At 67.3% G+C, this 25,118-nt stretch carries 21 protein-coding genes; 9 read left to right on the plus strand and 12 right to left on the minus strand.

Features of this window, described 5'->3' with window-relative positions; translation table 11 throughout:
* Position 1 precedes the first annotated feature (1 nt).
* From JW805_06955 to JW805_06995, 9 genes are all read right to left on the minus strand, one after another.
* Positions 2 to 1,489, minus strand: coding sequence for a hypothetical protein (locus tag JW805_06955; protein MBN2971752.1), 1,488 nt, complete (start codon positions 1,487 to 1,489; stop codon positions 2 to 4).
* Complete coding sequence (locus tag JW805_06960) at positions 1,486 to 3,078, minus strand: hypothetical protein (protein ID MBN2971753.1); 1,593 nt, start codon at positions 3,076 to 3,078, stop codon at positions 1,486 to 1,488. The genes JW805_06955 and JW805_06960 overlap by 4 nt, the downstream gene beginning before the upstream one ends.
* The gene (locus tag JW805_06965; GenBank protein ID MBN2971754.1) at positions 3,075 to 3,944 is read right to left on the minus strand and encodes an endo alpha-1,4 polygalactosaminidase; all 870 of its coding nucleotides are present in this window, start codon (positions 3,942 to 3,944) and stop codon (positions 3,075 to 3,077) included. The genes JW805_06960 and JW805_06965 overlap by 4 nt, the downstream gene beginning before the upstream one ends.
* Positions 3,945 to 3,962: 18 nt before the next feature.
* Positions 3,963 to 5,360: an exopolysaccharide Pel transporter PelG gene (gene pelG, locus JW805_06970; GenBank protein MBN2971755.1), complete on the minus strand. Its 1,398-nt coding sequence runs from the start codon at positions 5,358 to 5,360 to the stop codon at positions 3,963 to 3,965.
* A gap of 15 nt (positions 5,361 to 5,375) precedes the next feature.
* Positions 5,376 to 8,723, minus strand: coding sequence for a M10 family metallopeptidase C-terminal domain-containing protein (locus JW805_06975; GenBank protein MBN2971756.1), 3,348 nt, complete (start codon positions 8,721 to 8,723; stop codon positions 5,376 to 5,378).
* Between the two features lie 223 nt (positions 8,724 to 8,946).
* Entirely contained in the window at positions 8,947 to 10,299 is a 1,353-nt protein-coding gene (locus JW805_06980) for a PepSY domain-containing protein (GenBank protein MBN2971757.1), read from the minus strand.
* Positions 10,299 to 12,647 carry a TonB-dependent receptor gene (locus JW805_06985; GenBank protein MBN2971758.1) on the minus strand — a complete coding sequence of 783 codons (2,349 nt, stop codon included), beginning with the start codon at positions 12,645 to 12,647 and terminating at the stop codon, positions 10,299 to 10,301. Before JW805_06985 ends, JW805_06980 begins: the two co-directional genes overlap by 1 nt.
* 66 nt (positions 12,648 to 12,713) lie before the next feature.
* Positions 12,714 to 13,127 (minus strand): hypothetical protein, encoded by a 414-nt coding sequence (locus tag JW805_06990; protein MBN2971759.1) that lies wholly within the window; start codon positions 13,125 to 13,127, stop codon positions 12,714 to 12,716.
* A 384-nt stretch (positions 13,128 to 13,511) separates the two neighbouring features.
* Positions 13,512 to 14,081, minus strand: a complete 570-nt coding sequence (locus JW805_06995; protein MBN2971760.1) for a glutathione S-transferase family protein — start codon at positions 14,079 to 14,081, stop codon at positions 13,512 to 13,514.
* Between the two features lie 90 nt (positions 14,082 to 14,171).
* Here JW805_06995 and JW805_07000 point away from each other — a divergent pair, with 90 nt between their 5' ends.
* Both JW805_07000 and JW805_07005 read left to right on the plus strand, forming a co-directional pair.
* Positions 14,172 to 14,873 (plus strand): YafY family transcriptional regulator, encoded by a 702-nt coding sequence (locus JW805_07000; GenBank protein ID MBN2971761.1) that lies wholly within the window; start codon positions 14,172 to 14,174, stop codon positions 14,871 to 14,873.
* 31 nt (positions 14,874 to 14,904) lie between these two features.
* The gene (locus JW805_07005; protein ID MBN2971762.1) at positions 14,905 to 15,756 is read left to right on the plus strand and encodes a DUF3883 domain-containing protein; all 852 of its coding nucleotides are present in this window, start codon (positions 14,905 to 14,907) and stop codon (positions 15,754 to 15,756) included.
* Here JW805_07005 and JW805_07010 read toward each other — a convergent pair.
* Both JW805_07010 and JW805_07015 read right to left on the minus strand, forming a co-directional pair.
* Complete coding sequence (locus tag JW805_07010) at positions 15,753 to 16,349, minus strand: DJ-1/PfpI family protein (protein MBN2971763.1); 597 nt, start codon at positions 16,347 to 16,349, stop codon at positions 15,753 to 15,755. The two genes, JW805_07005 and JW805_07010, sit on opposite strands and share 4 nt — an antisense overlap.
* The gene (locus JW805_07015) at positions 16,349 to 17,197 is read right to left on the minus strand and encodes a PhzF family phenazine biosynthesis protein (GenBank protein MBN2971764.1); all 849 of its coding nucleotides are present in this window, start codon (positions 17,195 to 17,197) and stop codon (positions 16,349 to 16,351) included. Before JW805_07015 ends, JW805_07010 begins: the two co-directional genes overlap by 1 nt.
* A gap of 144 nt (positions 17,198 to 17,341) precedes the next feature.
* On the opposite strand from JW805_07015, the gene JW805_07020 reads away from it, so the two are divergent.
* The 3 genes from JW805_07020 (at position 17,342) to JW805_07030 (ending at position 21,121) form a co-directional block, all read left to right on the plus strand.
* The gene (locus JW805_07020; protein ID MBN2971765.1) at positions 17,342 to 18,697 is read left to right on the plus strand and encodes a PLP-dependent aminotransferase family protein; all 1,356 of its coding nucleotides are present in this window, start codon (positions 17,342 to 17,344) and stop codon (positions 18,695 to 18,697) included.
* Between the two features lie 315 nt (positions 18,698 to 19,012).
* Positions 19,013 to 20,080 (plus strand): hypothetical protein, encoded by a 1,068-nt coding sequence (locus JW805_07025; protein MBN2971766.1) that lies wholly within the window; start codon positions 19,013 to 19,015, stop codon positions 20,078 to 20,080.
* A 75-nt stretch (positions 20,081 to 20,155) separates the two neighbouring features.
* Positions 20,156 to 21,121, plus strand: coding sequence for a hypothetical protein (locus tag JW805_07030; GenBank protein ID MBN2971767.1), 966 nt, complete (start codon positions 20,156 to 20,158; stop codon positions 21,119 to 21,121).
* Here JW805_07030 and JW805_07035 read toward each other — a convergent pair.
* On the minus strand, positions 21,118 to 21,816 hold the full coding sequence (locus JW805_07035; GenBank protein ID MBN2971768.1) for an SDR family NAD(P)-dependent oxidoreductase: 699 nt from the start codon (positions 21,814 to 21,816) through the stop codon (positions 21,118 to 21,120). The two genes, JW805_07030 and JW805_07035, sit on opposite strands and share 4 nt — an antisense overlap.
* Before the next feature lie 405 nt (positions 21,817 to 22,221).
* Between JW805_07035 and JW805_07040 the strand changes: the two genes are divergently transcribed.
* From JW805_07040 to JW805_07055, 4 genes are read left to right on the plus strand one after another with little or no spacing between them, the layout of a single operon-like run.
* The gene (locus JW805_07040) at positions 22,222 to 23,211 is read left to right on the plus strand and encodes a hypothetical protein (GenBank protein MBN2971769.1); all 990 of its coding nucleotides are present in this window, start codon (positions 22,222 to 22,224) and stop codon (positions 23,209 to 23,211) included.
* Between the two features lie 17 nt (positions 23,212 to 23,228).
* Complete coding sequence (locus JW805_07045) at positions 23,229 to 23,996, plus strand: hypothetical protein (GenBank protein MBN2971770.1); 768 nt, start codon at positions 23,229 to 23,231, stop codon at positions 23,994 to 23,996.
* Positions 23,997 to 24,005: 9 nt separating this feature from the next.
* On the plus strand, positions 24,006 to 24,461 hold the full coding sequence (locus tag JW805_07050) for a hypothetical protein (protein ID MBN2971771.1): 456 nt from the start codon (positions 24,006 to 24,008) through the stop codon (positions 24,459 to 24,461).
* Entirely contained in the window at positions 24,458 to 25,108 is a 651-nt protein-coding gene (locus tag JW805_07055; GenBank protein MBN2971772.1) for a uracil-DNA glycosylase, read from the plus strand. The genes JW805_07050 and JW805_07055 overlap by 4 nt, the downstream gene beginning before the upstream one ends.
* Positions 25,109 to 25,118: the final 10 nt, after the last annotated feature.

Raw genomic sequence — 25,118 nt, forward strand, 5'->3', positions numbered from 1 at the left:
CTCACCGGCCCGGGCCCAATCCGCGGGTGATCTGGGCGCGGCCAAAGAGCTGGCGTCCGTCGAAACCGGTGCGCGACACCGACGTCAGCCCGCCGCTGCCGTCGATCCGCCAGCCGTCACCGAGCAGGGACGACAGGCCGATCGCGACGTTGGGACCGTCGCCGCCGAACCGGTCGACCGTATAGCCGAGCTGTCCGGTGAGCTGCGTCCTGCCCAGCGTCGCGCTGCCGATTCCCAGCAGCGAATGGTTTTCGCGATCGATCAGCGTCAGTGCCGTGGGGCGACGGTTGGCCAGCACATATTCGCCATCCAGACGATAGGCGAGCGTCAGCGACGGCGAGCCGCGCCGAACGAGATAGTCGAGCGCTCCGGCCACGGTGACCGTGTCGCTCGCGTCATAGGCGCCGGCCAGGCCATATTGATTCCACGCCCCGTCCAGCTGTGCGTACAGGCCCGGTGCGACGCGATACGCGCCACCGATCCCGATCCGCGACAGCGCCCCGGCGGCGAGCGCCTGCTGGCCCGTCGAGTAATCGGGCAGGCGGTAGACCGCGCCGCCGCGGATCTGCAGCTCGGACGCGCCCGCGACGAAGCGGATGCCGCCACCGGTCACGCCGGTATCGAGCGCGGACGCCGCGAGCAGCGTCGCGCTGACATCGTCGGAAAGGCGCACCCCGACGCTGGCTTCCGCAATCTGCGATCGCTCGCGGACGGCGCTGCCCGCCGTTTCGACGCGCGTCTCGATGTGGCGCAACGCACCGCCCAGCGACACCGCGTCGCTCAGCGCGCCATCCACGCGTGCCGCAACGTCGATTTGGGTCAGGTCGCCGCCATCGCGCACCGTGGCGGCGACGCTGGCAGCACCCGGAGCAAACGCGCGGGCCCGGCGGGCGGCACGATCATCGGCATTCAGACGGCGATAGAGCGCATCCGCACCGCGGGCGTCGCCGTTCGCGTTGCGGGCGTCGGCGAGCGCCCGGAGCGCGCGCGGATCGTCGGGGTAGCGGTCAGCCAGCGCCTGGGCCGTTCGGCGTGCCTCGCCCGGATAACCGGCGGCGGCGCTCGCCTCGATGCTGGCCAGCGCAACGTCGATCGCTTCGCCGTCGGAGACCGACGCGGTCGATGCCGTTGTGGAAGCAATGGGCGCGGCGGCGTAGAGGAAGGTCAGCGCGAGCGTGCTGCCATCACGTTGCCAGGCGATCCGCCACGGCGGGGCCGCCCGCAGCACCAGACTCTGGTCGTTCCAGCGCAGGTCGGCGATCGCCGCGCCGGCCGAACGCCGCAGCGTATCGATCGCGGCGGTATCGATCGGGCGATCGGCGCGTATGACGAGTTCGCCGTCGTGATCCGCGACCTCGAGCCGCGTGCCAGCGGGCCAGCGCAGGCGCTGCGAGCCGAGGCTGAGGGCGGCGTCGCGGTCGTCCCAGGCCGGGGGCGGAACGCTGGGCGGTTCGTCGGCGGCGAGCAGGAGGAGAAGGGGGAGGATCATCGGGCCAGAATCTCCCGTGCACGGCCGGGCTCGCCCTGCGCGATCAGCAGTCGGGCGTGAAGCGCGGCGAGCGCGCGGTCCTTCGGATCGCGCGTGCGCAGATCGGCAATCATCCTCGTCGCCTCCGCCCGGCGGCCGAGGCGTTCGAGCAGCTCGACCGCAGCCTTGCTCGGCGTCGGTGTCCGGCGCAGCGCCCGTTCGAGCCAGGGGCGCGCAGACCGCTCGCCCGCCAGCTTCGCCTGCACGTCGGCGCGCAGCCGTAGCGCTGCTGCGTCGTCGGGACGGTCTTCGAGATAGACGTCGAGGATGGCGGCCGCCCCGGCCGCGTCGCCCCGGTTCCAGGTCGCCCATGCCTGGCTCAGCCGCTGCTCGGGCGTCAGCAACCCGGCCTTGACGAGCGGGCGCAGGACCGGATCGGGCAGCTGGCCCGATGCGGTCGGCGGCGCGGCGGCGGCGATGCGCTTCAGCTCGGCTGGCGGCAACGCGCGGCCGTCGAGCAGCTGAGCCGTGATGGCGCGGGTCGCCGCATCGTTGCGGACGGTGCGCGCCAGCTGCAACCGCGTCAGTAGGACGTCGGTTCGGTTGCCGAGGGGGTGGCGAGCAAGCTCCGCCAGGGCGGTCGACGGCGTCGTGCGCGCGGCATAGGCGAGTAGCCAGCCGGTTCGGTCGCGCTCGGTCCCGCTGTCGGTACGCCGCAGCAGCCAGGCGACGTCGCGCGGCTGCGGGCGCGGGCCGAGCAAGTAGAGCAGGCGCTGCGACGCCGCGGTGGTCGGCGATTGCGTGGCGGCCACCGATTGCAGGACGGCGATGGCACTGGCGCGGTCCCCTGCCGCCAGCAGTCTTTCCGCGAGCGCCGCGCGGTCGGCCCCCGGGGTCGCCGCCTGTTGGCGCAGCAGCGCGATCAGGCCCGCGCGGTCGCCACTGCGAGTCAGAATGGCTTCTCGTGCGGCCATCCGGTCCTTGGCCGGCAGCAGGGCGGCTGCACGCAAGGCGGCGGCGGTATCGCCGCTACGTTGCGCGACACGCAGCGCGAGCCACGGGTCGGCCGCCCGCCATCCATCACCGGCGACCCGGCTCAGCTCGGGCAGCAAGGTCGTCTTTTCGAGCCGCCGCGCCAGGTCGAGGGTCAGCGCGGCCTCGGGCTTTGGGATGGCGCCGTTGGCAGCGGCGCGCAGGATCAGGTCCGGCCGGTTCAGCGCATAGCCGGCAGCCAGGATATCGGCGGGCGGCACTGCCTGTCGACGCTCGACCGCGGCGGTCAGCAGCGCGGTCGCGACGGCGGTATTGCCCGCGGTGCGTGCGCTCTCGAACTGCTGACGCCAGGTCGGCGGCTGCGGCGCAGGGTTCGCCGCCGGCTGGGGAACGGGGGCGACAGGTTCGACCGGCGCCGCGATCGCCGGTTCCGGCGCGGGGGTTGGGGCGGGTTGCGGCGCGGCAGCGGGGGCGGGGGGCGCACTCTGACCGTGCCGATCGACGCTCTGCAATTCGCTCGAGTTCGGTAGCAGCGCCGATGCAAGGGCAAGCATCCCGATGCCGATGGCAATCGGCGCCAGGAACAACAGGCTCTGTCGCGATGGCCGCACGCTCATCCACCGCGCTCCGGCAACAGGCGATCGAGCGCGAGGGTCGCGACATAGGGCGAGAAGCCGGCCGCCCGTTCGCGCGCGTAGAGCGCTGCGACAATCTTGCGGTCGTCGGGTTCCCAGTAATCGAGCGTCGCCAGCGTCAGCTTCGGGTCGGCCCGTCGTGCGGCGGCCAGGCGTTCCGCCTGCCACGCCCAGTCGCTGTCGGGCGTCATCTCGTAGCGTCGCTCGGCAAAGTTCCAGCGCGACGCCATCGCCTCCGCCAGCAGGATATCGAAGGCGCCCGCCGCATCGGGAACGACCGCATAGCCGCGGTTGACCATGATGCGGATTGCCGGAAACCGTGCGCGGATCGATCGCAGCAGGCTCGCGCCGGCGGCGATCATGCCGGCATTGCCGACCGGGTCGGCCCGCTCCATCGCTTCGGCATTGTCCATCGTGTCGATGAAGATGCCGTCATACCCCAGCTGCAGAATGTCGGGGATCAGCCGGTCGAGCACCAGCTCGCCCCACGTGCGTCGGCGCAGGTCGACGCGCCGCGCGTCGGGCCAGTTCGGATTGGGATCGAAGAGCGCACCGGCGTCGTCCAGCGAGGAAACATAGGGGCGCGTCCGTTCGACTTCGCCCAGGCTGATGTAGCCGAGCAAGCTGGCGCCCGGCCCACGAAGCGGGGCAATGGGGCGGGGGTGATCGGGCTCGAGAACCAGAAGTTCGAAGCGTCGCGCCGTCGCGGGATCGGTCGTTGCCGAATAATCGATTGCCCAGCGCATCGGCGGCGGCGCCTGGCGCGAATCGATGGCGGCGGCGGCACGGGGGGCGAACGCCAGGGCGAGGACCTTCGCCCCCATCTCGATCATTCGCCTGCGATTCATGGCGCTTTCGCCCAATCCCTACAAAAGTCGGCCGCCTGCACCGACCACTGCCGGATTGTTTCCCACAAAGAGCATAAATATTAGATTTACGGTGGCGTTCGCGACCATCGCGATGCCGATCGCCGCTGCCATGACGGCGCCTGCCAGATATCCCCAACCGAAGGCGCCGACACCTGTCGGCCACAGCCACAATGTCGCGATCGCGCTGGTGAGCGTAAACGCGCCCCACACCGCGACGATGCGCCCGAATAGGTTGAAATAGGCGAGGACGACGGTGCTCGCGATGGCGATCAGGTGAAACACCGCCCCCAGCGCCGTCTGTCGAAAGGCGAAGATGACACGGATATCGGCGCCGATCAGGTCGATCAGCGGCACCGCCAGGACCCAGGCGGACGCGGCGACGATCAGCTGCGAGATCAGCAGGACGCGCAGACCGTCGAACATCGTGCGGACCAGATCGGCGCGTGCCTCCTCGATCCGGGCAAGCCGCGACGTACCGGTGCACCGCGCCATCAGATCGCTGAACACCCGGTCGAACCGGGTTTCGGTGACGATCAGCATCAGCGTCAGTCCCGGCACCAACGTCAGCAGGCCAAGGAAACTGCCGAAGTCGTTGATCGGATTGAGCCGCAACGTGGACAGCGCCTCGACGCTTTGCGGCCCGAACCACAGCATCCACTTGTCGATCCAGATCGCCACGACGCTCAGCAATCCGGCGAGCGCGACCAGCACGCCCTGCCGTCGCGCGATTAGGGGAGCGTCCGGCAGACGCGCCGGTGCGGGAAAACGTCGGACCAGCACGACGCAGAGCATCACGAGCGTAACCGCGAGCCCGGCAACGATCGCCCCCAGCACTTGCCAGGCGGCGGGTTGCGGCATCATCGCGATCGCCACCGCGATCACCGCGATCCCGAACAGATAGGCGGCCAGGACCATGCCATAGCGTTGTGCTGCGGTGATGAGCGGTGCCGCGATCCAGATCTGGGTCAGGATCGTGAACAGCAGTACCGCCAGCAGCGCCACGGGGAAGGGCATGGGGGCGACCCAGCCGAACAGGATCGACGCCACCACGGCCGCGATCGATCCGCCGAGCGCCAGAGCCGGCCCGACCATCCCCGGAATTCGCGCCGACTGGCCGGCGAACAAGGCGTCGGACACCAGGCGCGTCGTCAGGATGCCGATCGGGGCGGCAATGACCGCGGTCAGGCTGAAGGCATAGATCAGCAGGCTGTGAACCAGCGCCGCGTCGGCGCCGGTCATGCCCAGCCGGCTCCACTTTGCCAGTACTACGACGCTGGCGGCCGTCACCAGCCAGGGGCCGGCGCTGATCGCGGTCCCGTGCAGCGCGGCGCCGACGATTCCGCCGATGCCGCCGTCGCGGGCCATCTTCGCCAGCTTGAAGCCGATGCCCGCCATCGCGCGTCCGCCAGATTACAGGATGAAGTCCGTAACCGTCAGTTCGTGACGACCGACCAACGCGATCGAGAAGTCGGCGCTCGATCCGGCGTTCACGTTGCCATAGATCACCGTATATTCGACCCCGCCGATCGTTTCGAAGGCAAAGCGCAGCTGGCCGGCACCCGAAAAGGCTGCACCGGCGCCCGCGCGCAGCGTGAACGCCTGGTCGCCCGGGGAGAAGATCGATGTGTTGGCATCGATCGCCGACAGGTCGATCTTGTCGATCCCTCGCTGGAAATCGGTGATGATGTCGCGCTGCGACGACAGCGTCGAGCTATCGGACGTGCTCGTGAAGCGGAACACGTCGGCACCGGCGCCACCGGTCAGGATATCACGGCCGCTGCCGCCATCGATGATGTCGTTGCCGTCGCCACCGTTGATCGTGTCGTTGCCCAGGCCGCCGATCAGTATGTCGTTGCCGGCCAGGCCGTTGAGCACGTCGTTGCCCCAGCTGCCGTCCAGCGTGTCACCCTCATTCGTCCCGGTCAGCGTATCGCTCAGGAGGCTGCCCGTGCGGGTGATGCCGGCGACGTCGATGACGTTCACGGTCAGAGTCTGGGTGTCGATGAGACCACGCGCGTCGGTCGCGACGACCGTGACGATGTAGGAATTGTTGCGGTTGCTGTCGGTCGGCGTTTCGAAATCGGGTGCCGTCAGGAACCGGAGAGCGCCGGTCTGCGCGTCGATCGCAAAGGCCGCGCCGTCGCCACCGGCGCCGATCGAGAAACGGACATTGTCGCCCAGCGCGGAATTCGCATCGGTCGCGGTGATCGTCGTGACCGCGGTCAGGTTTTCGCTGATCGCGACCGTCCCGGTCGCACCGCTGGAGAAAGAGGTGATGACCGGGGCGACGTTCGCTTCATAGCCGACCGACACCACGTGGCTGCCGATCGCGCCGATGTCGAGCGTCAGGATCTCGCCCGTCAGGCTGACGACACTTGCGCCGGTGACCTTGACCCAGTTGGTACCGGGCGCCTGCAGGTCGATCACCACGCGGCCCTCGCCGGAAACCGAGAAGCTGAGGTTGCGGCCGTCGCCCGACAGCGAGATCAGGTCCGCCCGCATCGGCAGCGCGGTGATGCGCGTCACATCGTCGGCTACGGCGCCCATCGTGATGGTGAAGGTGCCGCCCGATTGCGGCAGGAAGACCTTGTCCGCGCTATAGGCGTACCAGTTCGCGACCTTCTGGATCACGCTGGTGCCCTGGCCGTCGACGTCGAGCGCGAAATTGCCGGTCGCCGCGCCCGCCGACACCGTCGCGGTGATGGTGTTGCCCACGACGGTGCTGGTGATCGACGACTTCTGGAAGGCGGAAATGCGTTCGGCCAGATCGGCCAGCGTCACGAATTCCATACCGGCCGCCGCCGCGCGGGCGATCCAGTTGGTGAACATCGACGTGACATAGGGGGACGTGCCACCCGTGCTCCACATCGTCGGACCATAATCGTGCCACGGCCACACGATGACGGGCGCGTCGGCTTCCGCTGTCAGCGTTGCGAATTCCTTCGCCCAGAACGCCTCGGCCTCGGCGACGGTCTTCTTCTGGAATTCCATCAGCGAGAAGTCGAAGAAGGTGTTGGGCGCGATATAGACCTTGCCCGCCGTTGCATTCTCCGGCGTCATGAAACCGAAGGCGTTGGGATAGCCTGCGCCGACGCCCGAGTAGCCGCCCGACAGATAGTCGACGTATTTGAAGATTTCCTGGCTGGTCGCGATCGTCTCCGGCGCCCCCGGAACGGCGGCGCCGCCGACGCTGACCGCCGTGCCCAGATAGGCCTTCAGCTGCGCTTCGAGCAGCTTGCGCTCGTCGCCGAATTCGAAACGGATCTGGTCGGGCGTCAGCAGGTTGGTGTTTTCGGGATGGGTATAGCTGTGCAGCCCCAGCTCGTTGCCCATCGCCAGCAGCTGCTTGTAATACGGCAGCGAGCCCGCCCAGTCGGTCGTCTGGCCATTTGCCGGATCGTTGCCGATGTTGACGTAATAGCTGCCGACGAAATTATACTGCGCCTTCCACGCGGTCAGGATCGGCAACAGCTTGTCGTAGATGCCCGGCGCCGTGCCGTCGGGGTTGACCTCGGCCTTCTCCTGGCTCTGGTCCATGTCGACGCGCGCCGCGACCAGCCCGGCGTTACGGGTCATCTGCAGCCCGACCGACAGGCCGCTGCCGTTGACCGAATAGTCGATCGCCTTCTGCAACAGATTTTCGTCCGCCATCACGGCTTCGGTCGAAAACAGCACGTTGCGACCGCCGGTCTGGCTCGCGATGGCGGCGGCATAGGTCTGGCCGCCGACGGTTTCGGTCGCGATCGTCGTGCCGGTGCCGCTGACGCTGGTGATCGCGTTCCAGCCCACGCCGGTGTACTGATGGATCAACTGGCCCTTATCATAGCCGTCGAGGACCAGGCTGGTGTCGCTTGCCCTGACGGTCACGTCGCCGGTGCCGCCGGTCACGCGGGTGACGTCGAAGAACAGCTTCATGCGCGCATAGCTGTCGCCCGGCAGCGCCGATCCGTCCGCCGCGTTCGTCATGAACTCGCCGCCGGCGACCAGGCCGATCCCGAACTGTTTGACCGCCTGTTGCAGCGTCGCGGTGATCGCGTCGACCTGAGAGGCATCGACGTTGCGGAACGACGGGAAGACGATGGTGTCGTATTTGGCCAGCGTCGCCAGATTGGTCAGGTCGCCTTCGCGGATGATGTCGAACGGCACGCCCGCCTGCATCGCCTGGCTCTGGGCGGCCATGAACAGCTGCGAATAGGCGGTGGGGCTGAAATAGGCCTTGGCCGTCGCGTCCGACCAGACGATCGCGATGCGGTGATCGGCGGCAGGCGTGATGCCGGTTTCGTTGAAGACGGTGAACCCGCCCGCGGAATAGCTACCGGGAAGGAACACGCTGTTGTTGACGTCGAACAGCGTGTCGATCGCCGCCGGGTTGCCGATCGCCGCCTTGGGCACCGCGAATTCCAGCGTCGTGCGATCCGCCGACCAGGCCGCGGTCAGGTTGCCCAGTACCAGCGTCTGTCCCGCGTCGCCCTTGAACAGCGACACGACGCCGTTCGCGTCGATATTGACGTTATATTCCGCGCCACCGGCAAAGCCGAAGATCTGATAACCCGTCGCGGTATTGCGGTCGGTGTTGAACCATGCCGTCGTGTTCGCGCCGATCGCGGTCGGGGACTTCAGCGCGAAGACGAAGCTGTCGCCGGCGGCGCGGGCGTAGATGGCATAGCCGGCGGGCAGGTCGCGATCGATGCGGTCGTTCGCCGACCAATCGCTCAGATTTCCATCGACAATCAGCGGCGCCGTGTTAACCATGTCCATCAACCTTCAAGCTTCGCCCGGTACATCAGGCATGTGCCGGCGCGTTACAGCATGTCTGTCTCTAGCGGAACACGAGTCGGGCGCCCATTTTCGCGGTGTTCCGGAATGACACGTGTCGACCCTGCGTTCACGTTCCCAGGCCAGATTGGTTAATCGCCGCCAAGGTCGAGCGCGACCGTGGGCAGTGAATCGACGCCTGGGATGGCGTCGATCCATAGCGCAATCAGGCCGTCGGCCTTCGTAACCGGCGGAGCGCGACGTCGCCCCCGATGACGGCCAGCAGGCTAGCCCCGAAGAGGGGGAGCGTGACGCCGAGCGCGATGACGAGCGCGAAGAACGCCTTCGCCAGCGGCGGACCATCGCGGACGACAGGAGCGCCGAGCGTCCCCGTCGGCCGCCGGCGCCACCACATCACGACGCCGCTGACCGATACGAGGATCAACCCGAGCGCCGTGACGAGATTCAAGAGCTGGTTGAGCCACCCGAACAGGGCACCTTCGTGGACGGCAATGCCATATCCGACCAGCCGATCGACCAATCGCCGCTGTGAAAAGTCGGTCCGGGTCAGGATCGCACCACTGGCCGGGTCCAGCGTCAAATCGGTCCGGTGCGGCCGGTTCGCCGCATCCGACTTGGCCGTCCACGGCTGGCCGGGCCCGGTCGGCGGGGCGATCAGCACCGGTCCGGCCAATCGAAGGGGGGCGACGGCGGCCACCAAACGGTCGAGGGGAACATAGGGCGCCGCGGGGTGGGCCATCGTCATGCCGCCATGTTCGGCATGCTCGTCCAACATGGCGCGTGTGCCCGCATCGGCCGAGGCGCGCGCGCTGAGTTCGCCGCTCCGCCCCGTCGTCCAGTCCTGGCGCGCCGGCTGCCCTTCGACCGCGGCGCGCACGACCTTCAGGTAACTGCCCCAGCTCTTTGCCCAGGGCAGGCCCGAAAGCAGCAGGAACAGCGCCATCAGCGAAACCCAGAAGCCGGCGACGGCATGAAGGTCGCGCCAGAACCGCCGCCCGCCGGCGGACACGCGCGGCCAGACGACACCGGCCGGCCCGCGCCCGCGCGGCCACCACAGGAACAAGCCGGACAGGATCATGACGATCGCCCAGGACGCGGCAAGTTCGACCAGATAGGAGCCGGGGTTGCCGACCATCAATTCGCCGTGCAGCCGGGACACGATCCGCATCAGCCGCTGGTCCTCGTTCACGGTCTTCAGGACCGCGAGCGTCTGCGGATGAACATAGACCCGCGTCTCCTGCCGGCCTGCGCCGACGATGACCTGAACCGCTTGGGTGGGGGTATCCGGCAGCTGATAGCGGTGCAGCACCGATCCCGGCACGGCGGCCACTGCCGCTGCCGCCTGTCGGGCGGCGCTTGCGCGCGGTCCGGTGGCGGCGGCGACATCGGCATAGGGGCGGTCGATCAACGCCTCGATCTGCGGCTTGAACAGATAGACCGATCCAGTCACCGCCAGCCACAGGACGAACGGGATGCAGAATAGTCCGGCGTAGAAATGCCAGCGCCAGACGGCGGTATAGCCGGGCCAGGCACGTGCGGCGGATGCGTTCGCAGCCATCAGAACCTCGACTTCATGCCGGCGACGACTGTCCGCGGCTGACCTGCGTAGATTGTGCCGGTGGTATTGGCCAGCACCGTTGCCGGGCTCTGCGTCGCCGTGCCGGCGATCAGCGTGTTCGAAATGACCGAGGCCGATCCGACATAGGTCGTGTCGAACAGGTTCTGGACGCTGGCGAACAGGCTGATCCGCGACGCCCAGCCACTGCCCCGCGGCGGGTCGTAATGGAGGTTCAGGTTGGTCAGCCGATAGCCCGGGATCGTCAGCAGATTGGCGTTGTCGATGGCATAGCGGGCGCGGTACGTCACCTCGATGAAGCCGCCGAGCCCGGCCAGCGGCCCGGCCGGCCGATCATAGCCCATGCGCGCGTTGACGAATGTCGGAATCACGCCGGGGATCGCATTGCCGCCGCGATCGAACAGTTGCGACACGGTGCCCGACGTCAGCCGCTCCGCGAAATCGGTATAGACGTGATCGTTCCGGCTGTAGCTCGCGTCGAGCTTGACGCCCGGCAGCAGTGACGGCGCCGGCCGCCAGCTGAGCCCCAGTTCGACACCTCGGTGAACCGATCGCGGGACATTGGCGGTATAGGCGAGAAGGTTCACGCCGGCGGACTGGCTGACGAGCTCGTTGCGGAACCATTCGTAATAGCCGGTGACCTCGGCTGTCAGATTGCGCCCGATCGCGATCTCCGCGCCGACATCGACACCTGTATTTCGCTGGCTCTTCAGTGCGGTGTTGTTCCCGAACACGCCCGCCGGCGTCACGAACAGGCTGTTCGCCTGCGGAATGCCGTACCCCGTTCCGACGCGAGCGTGCAGGCGGACCGCGTCGACAGCCTGCCAGAGCAGTGCGGCTTCGGGCGCGACATTGTCGAATTCGCGTTGTGCCGGAATCACCGATAGCGTCGCGCTGCCCCCGAGCGGATACGCATAGCCGGTCTGGCGTACGTCGATCTGCGAACGCTCGTAACCGATCCCCGCAATGACCTGGAGCGTCGGCGTCAGGCTGAGCTCCGCACGGCCGCGCGCGCCGTAGTTGCGGATGTCGCCGAACACCGTCTGAGTCAGCGCTCCGAACCCGTTGCGCCCGGCCGGCGTCTTGTTGAAACTGAAGCTCTGATTGTCCAGATAGTTGTAGAAGACCCCGCCGAACAGCGTCATGTCCATCCCGGCGATCGTCCCACGGTGCGTTACGTCGGTCGTGATATTGTAGCTGTCGAGTGTCCCCTTGAACGGCGTCGCGCTCGTCGGCTGGTTGACCACCCGGCTGTCGAAGGTCGCCTGCGTCCGCCACGTCGTCGCCGGACCGAAGTCATGCTCGTAGCGCGCGCCGGCGATCGTCCGGCGATCGTTGCGGGCGAGATCGGCCTCGGTTGCCGTCTGGGCGATCCGCGCGCCGTTCACGCCGTTCGCCAGGACGGAGATCGTGCCGCACCCTGCCGCAGCCGTCACCGCAGCGTCGCACCCGCGCTGGTACGGGTTTGCCAGATACTGATTGTAGGACAGGCGCGTCGACAGACGGAACTCGCCTTCGTTGTAGATCAGCTTGGCTGCGACGCGGTCACGCGCGCCGAGGGAATAGGTGCCGTAGGCGTTGATGGTGCCGGTCTGGTAACCGGTGTGCCCGGTCGCGCCGTCTGCGCCGACCAGGCTGCCGAACACGGCATAGTCGTAGGATCGGCCTGCCGCGCCGATCGTCGCGTAGACATTGGCATAGCCATCGCTGCCGAAATCGGTGCCGACCTCGGCCCCCTGAATGTCGCGGCCGCGCCGTGTGCGGAAGTTGACGGCGCCCCCCAGCGCGTAATTGCCGTACCGCGCCGATGACGGGCCGCGCACGACGTCCACCGCGCCATAGGCGTGCGGATCGGTCAGGTCGAAGCGGGCCAGGCCATCGGGCTGGGTGACGGGAAAGTCATCCTCGAACACCTGGATGTTGCGTGCACCGAACCCGTTACGGGCGTTCGACCCGCGCACCGAAACGCTGACGTCGCGCGGCCCGTTGCCCTGCGCCACGACGACGCCGGGCGACAGCTTTACGATATCGGCGATCGTCGTCGCCGGGGTCATGCGAAAGGCGTCGTCGTCGATCGCCGTCACCGTCTGGCCGGTGACGCTTGTGGTGAGCGACAGCGCGCGGGCGGTGACGACGACGTCGCTGGTGTCGCGGGTAATCGGCGCCGCGGCAGGGTTCGCAGGCGCCTGCGCGTCGAGGGCCCTGAGTTCGGCGTCGATCCGTTCGCGCTGGCGCAGCAGGTCCACGCGGCGCGCGGCATCATCCTGCGCCCAGGCAGGGGCGGGGAGCGCGATCGCCGAGACGGCGACCACGACAGGGGAAATCTTCATGGTAACAAATCCTGATCCGGACGCGCGACCGGTCATGCGGCCGCGCGCAGTGAGACGATGTCGGAATCAGGCGGTGGCGGGCGGGCCGCGCAGCGGCGGACGGAGATAGACCGCGGGCCGCGGCGGAGCAGGCAGCACCGCGCGGACGGCAAGCGCCAGGACGAATGCGATCGCAAGGGCCAGCAGCAGCGGGTCGGCGCCGGACAGCATCGGCATGGCGAGCCCGGCGAACGTACAGGGCATCTCCGCCTTCGCGGGCGTCTGCGGATCGCCGTGACCCGCCGGCAGGCCGGGGACGGGCATCTCCATCGTCATCGGCCCTGTCTGCGCGCTCGAGCAGATCAGCACCGTGATGGTACCGTCCGACCCTGCGACAGGCATGAATCCGGCGGGAACCAGCAGTTTCAGCGACAAGGCCGCAAGCAGGAGCAGCGCCGCCAGCGCGCGGTGGGCGTGAATGAGGCGGCGAAAGGCGGTCACGCCCATGCCCCTAGCGGCTCACGAGACGGGCGTCACCACGATAAGGAGACGCCTTACCGTAAAACCCGTCGCATCGACGATCTCGCCCATAGTGCAGCAAAGGTGTGACGAGGGAAGGGACCAGCGGCCCCACGCCGACGCGGCGCGCCGGGATGGTCGGGGAGACAGGATTCCTCCAAATTTTTCCCGACCCGCCAAGTCGTTGATTCCACGTCAACGAACAACTCGTCTGTCTGCGAGTTGCACAGCGATGGGTACAAAAGGGTGCGCAAAATGGCAAGCGGTCGATGATCGGTCGGCGGCATCTTTCAACCGCCGATCGATGGCGAATCCCGGTCGTCGATCTTGCCCGGCACCGACCCAGGATTGTGGGCCGGCTTGGTTCTACTTCCCGTCGCCCATCCGTTCGGCGCACCGCGCCACCCAGTCGCGGATCGCCGGATCGGCGGGCATCATGTCGGTAAACCAGAAGAAGGGCGAACTGCACAGCATGTCGGCGGCGGAGAAGCGCTCGCCGAGCAGCCAGGGCCCCTTGCGGAGTGGCTCGGCCAGTCGCTCGATCATCGTATCGAAGTCGCGCAGACCGGCGGCAATCGCGGGATGGCTGACGTTCGCCCACTTCAGGATCAGCAGCGGTTCGATGACGCCCTGATAGTAGGACAGCCACGACAGATAGGCGCCGCGCCGCGCCTCGCCGGGCAGCGGCCCGAGCCCGGCATCGGGATAGGCGTCGGTCAGGTAGAGCATGATCGCGCCGCGCTCTCGCACCGCATCGTCGCCGTCGGTCAGATAGGGCACCTTGCCCTCCGGGTGCGGATTGGCGGGATCGGGGCTGTCCGACCCGTCCTGTCGCGCGATGGTCACCTCGCGCATCTCGATGTCGGCACCGAGCATGCGCACGAGCGCGACGACCGTGTCGGACCGGGAATTGGGCGAGTAATAGAGGGTGCGCATCGATTGCTCCTTGCGTTGAATGACGCCGTCCATTTACCGAGGAGCTCCTGACAGTTTCGGGCAGTAGGGATGGCACGATCGGATCGGTTGATGCGGTTACTCGACGCGTTGCGGCGGCTACCCAAGCCAGTGACGGCAACCCGCCTCGCGGCGGAGACAGAAGTGTCGACGCGGCAGCTCTATCGCGACATCGCCACTCTGCGGGCCGGCGGTGTGCTGATCGACGGGACGGCGGGCTACGGTTACACGCTGACCGAGGACCCGGCCTTGCCGCCGCAAAGCTTCTCTCGGCTGGAGATCGAGGCGCTGATGCTCGGCGTCGCGAGTCTCGGCGACTTCGGCGACGAGGCGCTGGCGACGGCGGGGCGCAATGCGCTGGCGCGGATCGTCGCCACCTTGCCCGACCGGCAGGCGCGGCAAGCCTTACATGCGACGATGCGATCGTGGCGCCCGGCGGAGCCCCGCGCTGCCATCACGATCGACCTCGATCTGTTGCGCGAAGCCTGCTGGGACGAGTTCAGCGTCCGGATCGCCTATCGCGACGCGAAGGGGCGACGGACCGAGCGCGAGATCCTGCCGCTCGGCATGTCCTACAGCCCGAAGACGCTGATGCTGGTGGGATGGTGCCTGTTGCGCGAGGCATACCGGACGTTCGAGGTGCCGCGGATCGAGGCGCTGGAGCGTGGCGGACACAGTTTCCGCCCGCGCCGGGTGCAGCTTCTGCGCGATTATGTCGTGCTGCGGACGGCGGAATGGAAGCGGCAGGAGGAACAGGCGCGGACTTCGTTGTGACAGCTTCGCCCGCATGACCTAGCTTCGGCCGATGGCATCCGGCGACTGGACCGATCAACAAAATGACGCGATCGTCGCCGACTATTTCGCGATGCTGGCCGATGATGAGGCGGGCCGCCCCTATAGTAAGGCCGAGCATAATCGTCGGTTGCAGGCGGCGATCGGAAGGCCACGCGGGTCAATCGAATACAAGCATCAGAATATTAGTGCCGTCCTGAAGGGGCTCGGTGAGGATTGGATCCCCGGCTACAAGCCCGCCTTCAACTTTCAGGGCTCGCTGGTCGATGCCGTGGCGCGCTGGCTGGCTGCGCATCCCGCGTGGCTCTCGCCCTACACGCGCGTGTCACTGGCCGGAGGGTCGTCGCCGTCGCATGTGCGGGAAGCGCCGACCCTATGGATCGGCCCGCCGCCGACGCTCGGCAATGCCCCGCCGCCGGAGGAACTCGAGCAGATGCAGTATATCGCCCGGCGCTTCGACGTGGCGGAGCGCGATGCCCGCAACCGTGCGCTTGGCCGCGCTGGCGAGGAGCGCATCGTCCTTCACGAACGATCGTCGCTTATTGCCGCCGGGCGCGACGATCTGGCCGATCGCGTCCGCTGGGTTTCGGACCAGGATGGCGATGGCGCCGGCTATGACATCGCTAGCTTCGAGATCGATGGTCGTCCTCGCCTTATCGAGGTGAAGACCACCAATGGATGGGAGCGCACGCCCTTTCGCATCAGCCGCAACGAACTGGCCGTGTCGGAAGAGCATCGCCGCGATTGGTGCCTTGTGCGGCTCTGGAACTTCGCCCGAGATCCACGCGGATTCGAGTTGCGGCCGCCGCTGGACGCGCATGTGTCACTGATGCCGACCAGTTTTCAGGCCAGCCTTAGGGATTAAGGCTGGGCGCCAATCACGGATAGCGCCTGCTCGACGAACCGGTCCTTCTCGCCGACCGGCGCGACATAGTGCAGCGCCTCGCGCGCAAGGTCGGGCGAGCCGCCGCGCGCGATCATCCAGGCGGCGAGGTATGGCGCCGCGAGGCAGCCGCCGGCCGTGGCGACGTTGCCGTGCGCGGCGAAGGGGGCGTCGATGACCGTGACGCCGGCCTCCACGACCCACGGCTTGCTGGTGAGATCGGTGCAGGCCGGCAGGTCTCCGATCAGCCCCAGCTTCGCCAGCAGCAGTGTGCCCGAACATTGCGCCGCGATCAGCTGTCGCGTTGGATCGAGGCGCAGGCGCGCCAGCATCGCAGGATCGGCGGCGATCTCGCGTGTGCGATAGCCGCTGCCGATCAGGACCGCGTCCGCCTCCTCGACGAATTCGAGCGGCCGTTGGCGATGGACGGTCACGCCGTTCAGCGACGTCACCGTCTCGATGGGCGCGGTGATGTGCGCGGTCCAGCCGTGCGGCCGCAGCCGGTTGAGGATCGCGGCGGCGACGAAGGAGTCGAGTTCGTTGAAGCCGTCGAAGGTGAGGATCGCGACCTGCATCAGCCTTGCACCGAACCGCTGAACAGGGTCCGCGTCGCGCCGGCGACCCATACCTGCCCGGCGTCGTCCTGCGAGACGTGGATGCGCCCGGTGCGGCCCAGCCGGGTGCCCTGCGCGGCGACGTAGCTGCCGCTCGCCCGCCCGCTCGCGAACAGCCACTGGCCGACCGAGGCGTTGAGGCTGCCGGTCACCGGGTCTTCCAGCAGGCTGCCGTGGCCCGGCGAAATGATCGCGCGCACCTCGAACGACGCGTCGCCACCGGGGCGATGCGGCCCGACCACGCCGACGTTCAGCCGCTCCGATCCCGCTGGCGGACAAACCGGCTCTACAGCAAGCACCACTTCGGCTGACTTCATCATGACCGCCAGCCAACCCGGTCCGTTGTCCGCCCAACTGGCATCGACGATCGCATCACGATCGATCCGCAGCAGGTCCGCGACCCGCATCAGGTCCGCTTCGTCGGGCGCGCCGTGGCGCAGGAGTGGCGGAGCCGCGAAGGACAGCCGGTCTCCATCGCGACGGATCGTCACCAGTCCGACGCCGCATTGCTGCACCACCACACCGTCCTGCGTCGGCTGCCCGCCCGCTTCCAGCCAGGCATGCGCGCTCCCCAGCGTCGGATGTCCGGCGAAGGGCAGTTCGCGCTCGCGGGTAAAGATGCGGACCCGATAGTCTGCGCCGGTTTCGTCCGGCGGAAGCAGGAACGTCGTTTCCGCGAAGTCCAGCCAATTGGCCATGCGCTGCATGTCCTCGCTCGACAGCCCCTCCGCGTCAGCGATGACGGCCAGTGGGTTGCCGGTCAACGGGTCGGTGCCGAACACGTCAACGAGGCGAAAGGGGCGGGTCACGGGGGCATATCTCCTGTTGGCGATGCCCTGACCTAGCCGCCCGCAGGCTAGCGCGAACAGTGACGGATGGATACGATACGACCGAACTGTATTGGTGAAAGGTGCAGCACGGTGGCAGCCCGGCCCGACGAAACCCGCACCGCGATGGTCGCGCGCACGATACGCGACCGTATCGAGGCGCGCACGCTCACGCCCGGCGCCCGGCTCCCATCGATCCGCGCCATGGCGGAGGCGAGCGGCGTCGCGCGCTCGACCGTGGTCGAGGCCTATGAGCGACTGGCCGGCGATGGCGTGATCCGCTCGCGGCCGGGATCGGGTTTTTATGTCGCCGCGCCGCTCGCCCCGCTGGCGCTCGACCGGCTTGCGCCCGCACCCGAACGTGAGGTCGACCCGCTCTGGATGTTGCGCCAGTCGCTGCGTGACGATCGGCACAACCTGAAGCCGGGGTGCGGCTGGCTGCCGGACGACTGGCTTGCGGGGGACGCGTTGCGCAAGGCGATGCGCGGCACCGCGCGGACGATCGATGACGGCACGCTCGCCGGCTATGCCTCGCCGCGTGGCTCGCTGCCGCTGCGGACGCTGCTGGCGCGGCGGATGGCGGTTCAGGGGATGGAGGCCGGCCCCGACCAGATCCTGCTGACCGACAGCGGCACCCATGCGCTCGATCTGGTGTGCCGCTTCCTTCTCCAGCCGGGCGATACCGTGCTGGTCGACGATCCGTGCTACTTCAATTTCCTGGCATTGTTGCGGGCACATCGGGCCAAGGTGATCGGCGTGCCGATGACCACGAACGGGCCGGACGTCGTCGCCTTCGCAGAGGCGGCCGCGACGCATCGGCCGCGCTTCTATCTGACGAACTCGGGCGTCCATAATCCGACGGGGGCAGCGCTCGCCGCGGCGACGGCGCACCGGCTGCTCAAGGTCGCCGAAGCGCACGATATGGTCATTGTCGAGGACGACATCTTCGCCGATTTCGAACATGCGCCGTCGCCGCGGCTGGCCGCGTTCGACGGGTTCGACCGGACGATCCGCATCGGCAGCTTCTCGAAATCGCTGTCGGCGGCGGTGCGCTGCGGCCACATCGCGGCGCGGCCGGACTGGATCGAGGCGCTCGCCGACCTGCGCATCGCCACCTCGATGGCGGGCAGCCCGCTGGCCGCCAACCTGCTCCATGCGGTGCTGACCGACGGCAGCTATCGCCGCCATGTCGAGGGCGTCCGCACCCGGCTCGCGCGCGCCATGGCGCGGGTGAGCAAACGGCTGCGCGCGGTCGGCATCGAGCCGTGGATCGAGCCGTCGGCGGGCATCTTCCTATGGGCGCGGCTGCCGGACGGTGTCGATGCCGTCGACGTTGCTCGCCGCGCCATCGGCGACGGCATCGTGCTGGCGCCCGGCCCGGTGTTCAGCACCAGCGGCGGGTGGCGCGACCACATGCGGTTCAACGCCGCGATGAGCGACGACGATCGCCTGTCCGCTTTCCTGGAACGCGCGCGGCGATAGCCGCCGAAGCGAACGCGCCGTAGCATTGAGCAGCCTGGTGGTGCGCGGATGTCGGTGAGCGACGAGGAAAGCGGCTGCATAGTGAGGGATGAGGAAATTCAGGCGCAACAGCGCAATTTGGCGGGGCCGCCAAATTGGGGTGCGCCGCCGGTGCCTGATCGGCCGCGGCGGGTCCTCCAACCTGACGGTTTCCGGAAGGCGGTTCGAGGGGGGTATTGTGTGGTCCGCGGGGCGCGTCGACTCGGCTTTGCGCGACCACAGGACTTCGCGCGCCTTGCATCTTCGTTGTCGCCCACGTTCTTCTCGGTGGATGCGATGACGCTGGCGGACCGCCTGCTCTCCGAGGTTCCTGACATCCGTCTCGTCCGACAGGGTGCCGACGGCTGGCGACAGCTGCCTACGGAAGAGACGGAGGCGATCCTGGAGGCTCTGCAGGCACCGTTCGAGACGGTGGTGGATGGAGACGGATACGCCCTGCTGGACGAGGGGGGGCTGAGGGTAGGTCGCCTTAGATTCAGGGCGAAGCGCATCGCGCTTGACGCATTGGATTCAGAGGTCGTTGACGACGTGTTCGTGGAGAACGCCGCCGCCGACGTGGGCGATGATCCCGAACGGCGAACCCTGGCCAGATACGTGGACGGTGAGGATCTCGTCGTGGTGCTGTTCGACGATCCCGCGCTCGCCTACATCGACGGCTCCCTCTTCCGCGACGATGCGCTCAGCGGCGGCGGCGGCGCGTTCCTCCGCTTCCTGGCCGCCGACCCTGCTCTCGCCGCGACCACCAGCGAGAAGGGAACCTTCGCGGCTGGACAGACGGCCTTCACGGGCGGCTCGGTCTTCGCAGCGGTCGTAGCCGGGATCGCGACGGAGGACGTTCTGATCTGCGATGATCTAGGAGATGAGTGGGCCGACTTTATCGGCGTTTCGACGACAGCCGAGCCTCAGCGCATCAGCTTCTACCACGCCAAGCACGGCTCACGCTCGCTGAGCGCCTCGGCATTCCACGACGCGATCGGGCAGGGCATCAAGAATCTTGGCCGCATGTCGATGACCGGTCCTGTGATGGAAGGGAAGTTCGTCGGCTGGGCGGACCGCTACCGGGCTGACGGGGTTCAGACGGCCATCGACCGCCTGATACGGGGCGGCCCCATGCCGGTCGCTAGGCACGGCATCGAGCACGTGGCATCCGGACCCGGTACCATCCGCCGGGTCGTGCTGGTGACTTCGTCTCTGAGCCGTACAGATGTGGAAGACCAATTCGCTACCCTCGCGGCTGGCGGTGCGGTTCGGCCCAACTTTGTGCAACTGTACTGGCTGCTAAAGGGATTCTTCTCCGCCTGCGCCGAGGTAGGCGTATACGGGTCGGTGATCTGCCGACCATAGCGCAGAGCACGGTCGGCCCCCGGGGCTGGCGGCGTCACGCGATATGATCCATCGTGTCCGGCACAGGAGAGACGCATGGATTTCGAGGAGTACCAGAGAAGGGCCGCCGAGACGGTGAAGGTGGACCCGGCAACCGACGAAGGCCGAATGGAACTCGTCTTCGGCCTGATGTCGGAGGTTGGTTCGCTGGCCCGGGCATTCAAGCTCTACCTCCGTGACAGGATCGGGCTGGATGCGCAGCGTTCGCGGCTGATCGAGGATCTCGGCGACGTCCAGTGGTACCTCGTCATGATCGCCGGATCCCTGGGCATCTCGATGGAGGAGGTCGTGGACGACAATCTGGCGCGTACCCACGACCGCTACTCTCACGAATCCACGGCCTACCGGCCGCCATTCGACGATGGGTATCCGGACCGGGAAGTATTCCCCCGCAGAATGCTGTTCCGGATTGTTCCGGCGGAGGGAGCCGCCGGAGATTTATCTGCTCATGTGTCGTTCCATGTCGAGGATGCGCGGCCCTACGCCTTTCCTGAACTCGAGGAGGAGGGAGCCGAGGTGGGGAACCGCGGTTTCGTCCGTGGGCAGCGGATCGGCGATCCCGTGAACGACAACGCAATGCACGAAGACGGGTACCGCTTCCACGACGCGGTGCACGTCGCCTTCATGGCGGTGCTCGGATGGTCGCCCGTTATGCGGCAGCTCCTGCAGGTCAAGCGGAAGTCGGATCCGGACGTCGATCGGACGCAGGACGGTGCACGCGCCAGGGACCTCGAGGAGGCGCTATCCGCGATCCTGAAGGTATTCAGCCGCACGAGGAACGACTTCGCGAGTGAAACGGACATAGACGGCGAAGTGCGGGATCTCATTCGGCGCGTGGTGACGGGCCTGGAGGTCGAGAAGGTGCCGATATGGCTGTGGGCCACCGCCATCGCGCAGGGTTATGAGGCGATGAACGCGCTGCGCATGAACGGGGGTGGCTGGCTCTTGGCGGACCTCGATCGCCAGGAGGTCGCATTCCATGCGGAGCGGCCTGAGTTCTAGAGGAGCTTGAACTGTCCGAGGTGACGCAGGTCGCGTGGGAAGCGGTGGATGCGACCGGAGCCGCCTTCGAAGATGGACCAGTAGAAGTCCGCGAGTACGGAGGAGGCGCCGCGCCCCGCCTCGTCGCGCCTGACCGCGCCGTCGATGATGACGGTCTTGAGCGTAACCCCCCGGCGCTGCAGCGGCTGGTTGAGCGCCTTGTAAAGGGCGTGCAGATTGGCCTTGCCGAGTGAAAGCGCGAGCTTGTCGGGATCCGGTTCGTCCTTGTAGCCGCCGCCGGTCAGGACCACGGATCCCCGTCGCGGTTCGAGCCAGGGGAGCAGGGTCTGGATGGCCACCATCGCGCCCGTCACGTTGACGGCCATCGCGTGGCCCAGGTCGGTGGCATCCGTCGACAGCGCCGCCGCCTTGAAGCTGGCCTTGGGATTATAGATCAGCCCGTCGACGCGACCGAGCCTGCCGGCGAGTTCGGCGAGCGCCTGTTCGAAGGCGCCGGTATCCGTGACGTCGGCGGCCAGGGTCAGCAGATCGTGGCCCACGTCGGTCCGCAGCTCCGCCAGACTGGATTCCCGGCGAGCGACCACCCCGACGCGAAAGCCCGCCGCGACGAACCTGCGCACCAGTTCGGCCCCGAAATGCTTGCCCGGACCAACGATGATCAGTCCTGGTCCTGTTGCGGCGTTCATCGCGGTCACTCTTCTTTCTTTCCTCGATCGTCTGGCTTTCGCTCGACGCCCCGACCACTCCTCCTTCGTCACGTCAGAAGGGATTCACGATGCGGATGCGGCGACAGGCCGTCGTCGACGGCGTGGACGCCGGACATGGCAGCGTGTCCGGATACTCTTCGGGCGCGGACTTGGCAAAGCGGATTCGGCCAATTGTCGGGATCCGACACCGGACCGGAACGCCGCCGTCTCGGTGACTGATCCCGTGCTTCGCCGGTCCGCTTCGCCGGAGCGGCTGTAGTTTCCGGACGTCGTGGTATCGCGCTGCCTTCCGGTCCCTCCCCGGACTACGGTCCGAAGCGGGATGCCGTCGGCATCCCGATCCGCTATGGGCGCCGTTTTCCACGCCCATTCGAATGCGGAGCACCAATCTAATTGCCTGATACGACCATCGTCTTCGACACCTACTGGCGCTTCGCAGCGGAGCGGCTCGCCGTCTATCTTCGCCGCGTGAGGGGGGAGCCCGGTCCCTGGACCGAGGATGCCGTCATCGCATCGTACAGGTTCACCAACACCTACCGCATCGCCGACCGCGTCAGCCAGTACCTCGTCCGGGAGGTCCAGTATCGCGCCGACCGGTCCCAGGCTCCCGCCGAGATCTTCTTCCGCACCCTCCTGTTCAAGCTCTTCAACCGCATCGAGACCTGGGAGCTTCTGGAGGCGCAGCACGGACCCATCGCTTGGCAGTCGGCGGACATGGAGGGCATTGGCCGGACGCTGGATGCGGCGATGTCCGCCGGGATGAGGCTGTACTCGGCCGCCTACATCATGCCCGTGCCGCCCTTCGGCCACGCCCGCAAGCACCGCAACCACTTGGCTCTTCTGGACAGGATGATGAAGGACGGTCTTGCCGGAAGGATTGTGGGAGCCGGTGATCTGTCCGAGGTATATTCGCTCTTGCTCGGCCAACCGGGCATAGGCCCCTTCCTCGCATTCCAGTACGCCATCGACCTGAACTATTCTGCGATGCTCGACTTCCACGAGGGCTCCTTCGTCGTGGCCGGACCCGGCGCGCTCGACGGGATCGCCAAGTGCTTCTCCGACGGCCCGTCCCTCGATCCAGCAACCGTGATCCACCGGATGGCCGACGAGCAGGAGCGCCATTTCGAGCGGCTCGGCCTCGAGTTCCCCGGATTGTTCGGGCGACCTCTCCAGCCCATCGACTGTCAAAACCTCTTCTGCGAGATCTCGAAATACGCCAGGGTGGCGCATCCAGACGTATCCGGGTCCAGCGGCCGCACCAGGATAAAGCAGAACTACTCGGCGGGCGGTGGGCTCGATCCGCCGTTCCTGCCGCCGCGATGGGGAATCGATCCCGGCGCGCACCACGCCCCGGTGGTAAGCGGGCAGCCGAAGCTGCTGTAAAGGGAGGCTTGTAGACGATGAGGGAGGACGAAGGATGCGCCTCTTCGGCGGACATGCCGCCGATCGAGCCGCGCGAGCCGTCGATGCGCGGATTCTGGAGCAGGCAGACGCTGCATGAGCGCATGAGCGTCGGTGACATGGTGACCGACCCTGTCGGACGGAATCTCTACGATTGGCGCCGGCTCGATCCGGCCGGTTATCGACTGACGATGGGCGCGGAGGTGTACGTATCGCCGGCCAAGGCCGAAGCGCGATCCAGCGTCAGGTCTCTTGACGACCGCGAGGCGTTCCTCATCCCGCCGGGTCAGTTCGCTTTCCTCCTGACCGAAGAGGTGATCCGCGTACCGTCGGACGCGTACGCCTTCATCGCTCTGCGCTCCAAGCGCACCAAGTTCAGGGGACTGGTCAACGTTTCGGGCTTCCATGCGGATCCGGGCTACCAGGGTCGCCTAGTCTTCGCCGTATTCAATGCGGGGCCGGGAGACGTCCATCTGCGAAGGGGCGACGAGCTCTTCATGATAGCGTTCGCCGACCTCGATCGACCCACCGATCGACCGCGACCGCCTGGCGAGACCTTCCTCAACATTCCGGTGGATCTCGTGGCGCCGATTGCCGGTGAAATACAATCCCTCGCAGGCCTGAAGGCGAACATGGACGAGGTCGAGGAGGACCTGGACGACCGCCTGAACGCCATGGAGCGGGACGTCGCGATCCTCCGTTGGGCAGTGGCGCTGATCCTCGGTGCATTCGTGACGCTTCTGGTGCGCGCGCTGCTTGGACGCTAGGCTGAGGCGATGACGGACGTTCTCATGCAGGATGGAAAGGTGGCGCCGACGGAGACCTGGCGTCGCATCATCGCGGCGGTCGTCGCGTCGGCGGCCGCCTTCGGCGCCTGGCTCATGCTGGACGCGGATGCGGAAGGCGCGGGTGTCACGGCGCCAGGTGTGGCCGGAACGGTCGGCGCTCTGCTCCTCTCGCTGGCGCTCGTTGCGGGCTTCCGCTCGCTGGACGGGCCGCTCGGCGTCGCGGCAGGGCGGACAGGGCGACGCCCTTCACACGCCGGTGCGGCAATATCCCTGTGGCTGGGCTGTTTCGCGGCCATTTGGATCAGCCTGTTCGCGTCCGCGCTGTTGACGGGTTATTTGGAGATGCGTGGTATGCATGCCTTCAGGGAAACGCGAGACGAGGCGCGTATCGACTGCGTCGATGGTAAACAACACTCGAACAGGCGTGGGAAGTGCGTGCGATGACCGACGGAGGATCGGATATTGGACCGGCTGTCGGCCTTACGCCGGCGCGCGCAGTCGAGCGCCTGGCTGATCTGAGTTTCGAGAACGTGTTCAATCCCTATCGGGACGTCTGTCCGCATCACGATCTCCCGGATGCGCCGGCGATCCGACGCGACAATCTCCTGGTGACGTTCGAGGCGGCGTGCTCCGGGGTGGACGAGCTCTGGATAGCTCTCGAGCCCGGGCATCGGGGCGCGCGACGGACCGGTCTGGCTATGACGGACGATCGTCGCCTGGCGACGCACGGATCCCTGTGGAAAGTGGCGGTGAGGAGAGCGACGCGGGACGGCCCGGAAAGCGAGCAGACGGCCGGCATCGTCTGGGAAGCGTTGCTTAGTCGACCTGGTCGGGTGCTGCTCTGGAACGTCTTTCCTCTTCACTGCCATAAGCCCGGGCGAGCGCTTTCCAATCGACGTCACACTAGGAGCGAGCGGCTCGCCTGTGCGGAACTCACCAAGGACATCGTGACCATGGTGTCTCCCAGGCGCATCGTTGCGATCGGTCGCGACGCACAGGCTGCGATGGCTCAGTCCCACCCGACGCGGATTCCGGTCCGCCATCCCTCGTACGGCGGCAAAGCGGAGTTCCTGGCGGGCGTGAACGGTTGAACCCGTCGCG

The organism is Roseomonas aeriglobus (assembly GCA_016937575.1).
Classification (GTDB): domain Bacteria; phylum Pseudomonadota; class Alphaproteobacteria; order Sphingomonadales; family Sphingomonadaceae; genus Sphingomonas; species Sphingomonas aerigloba.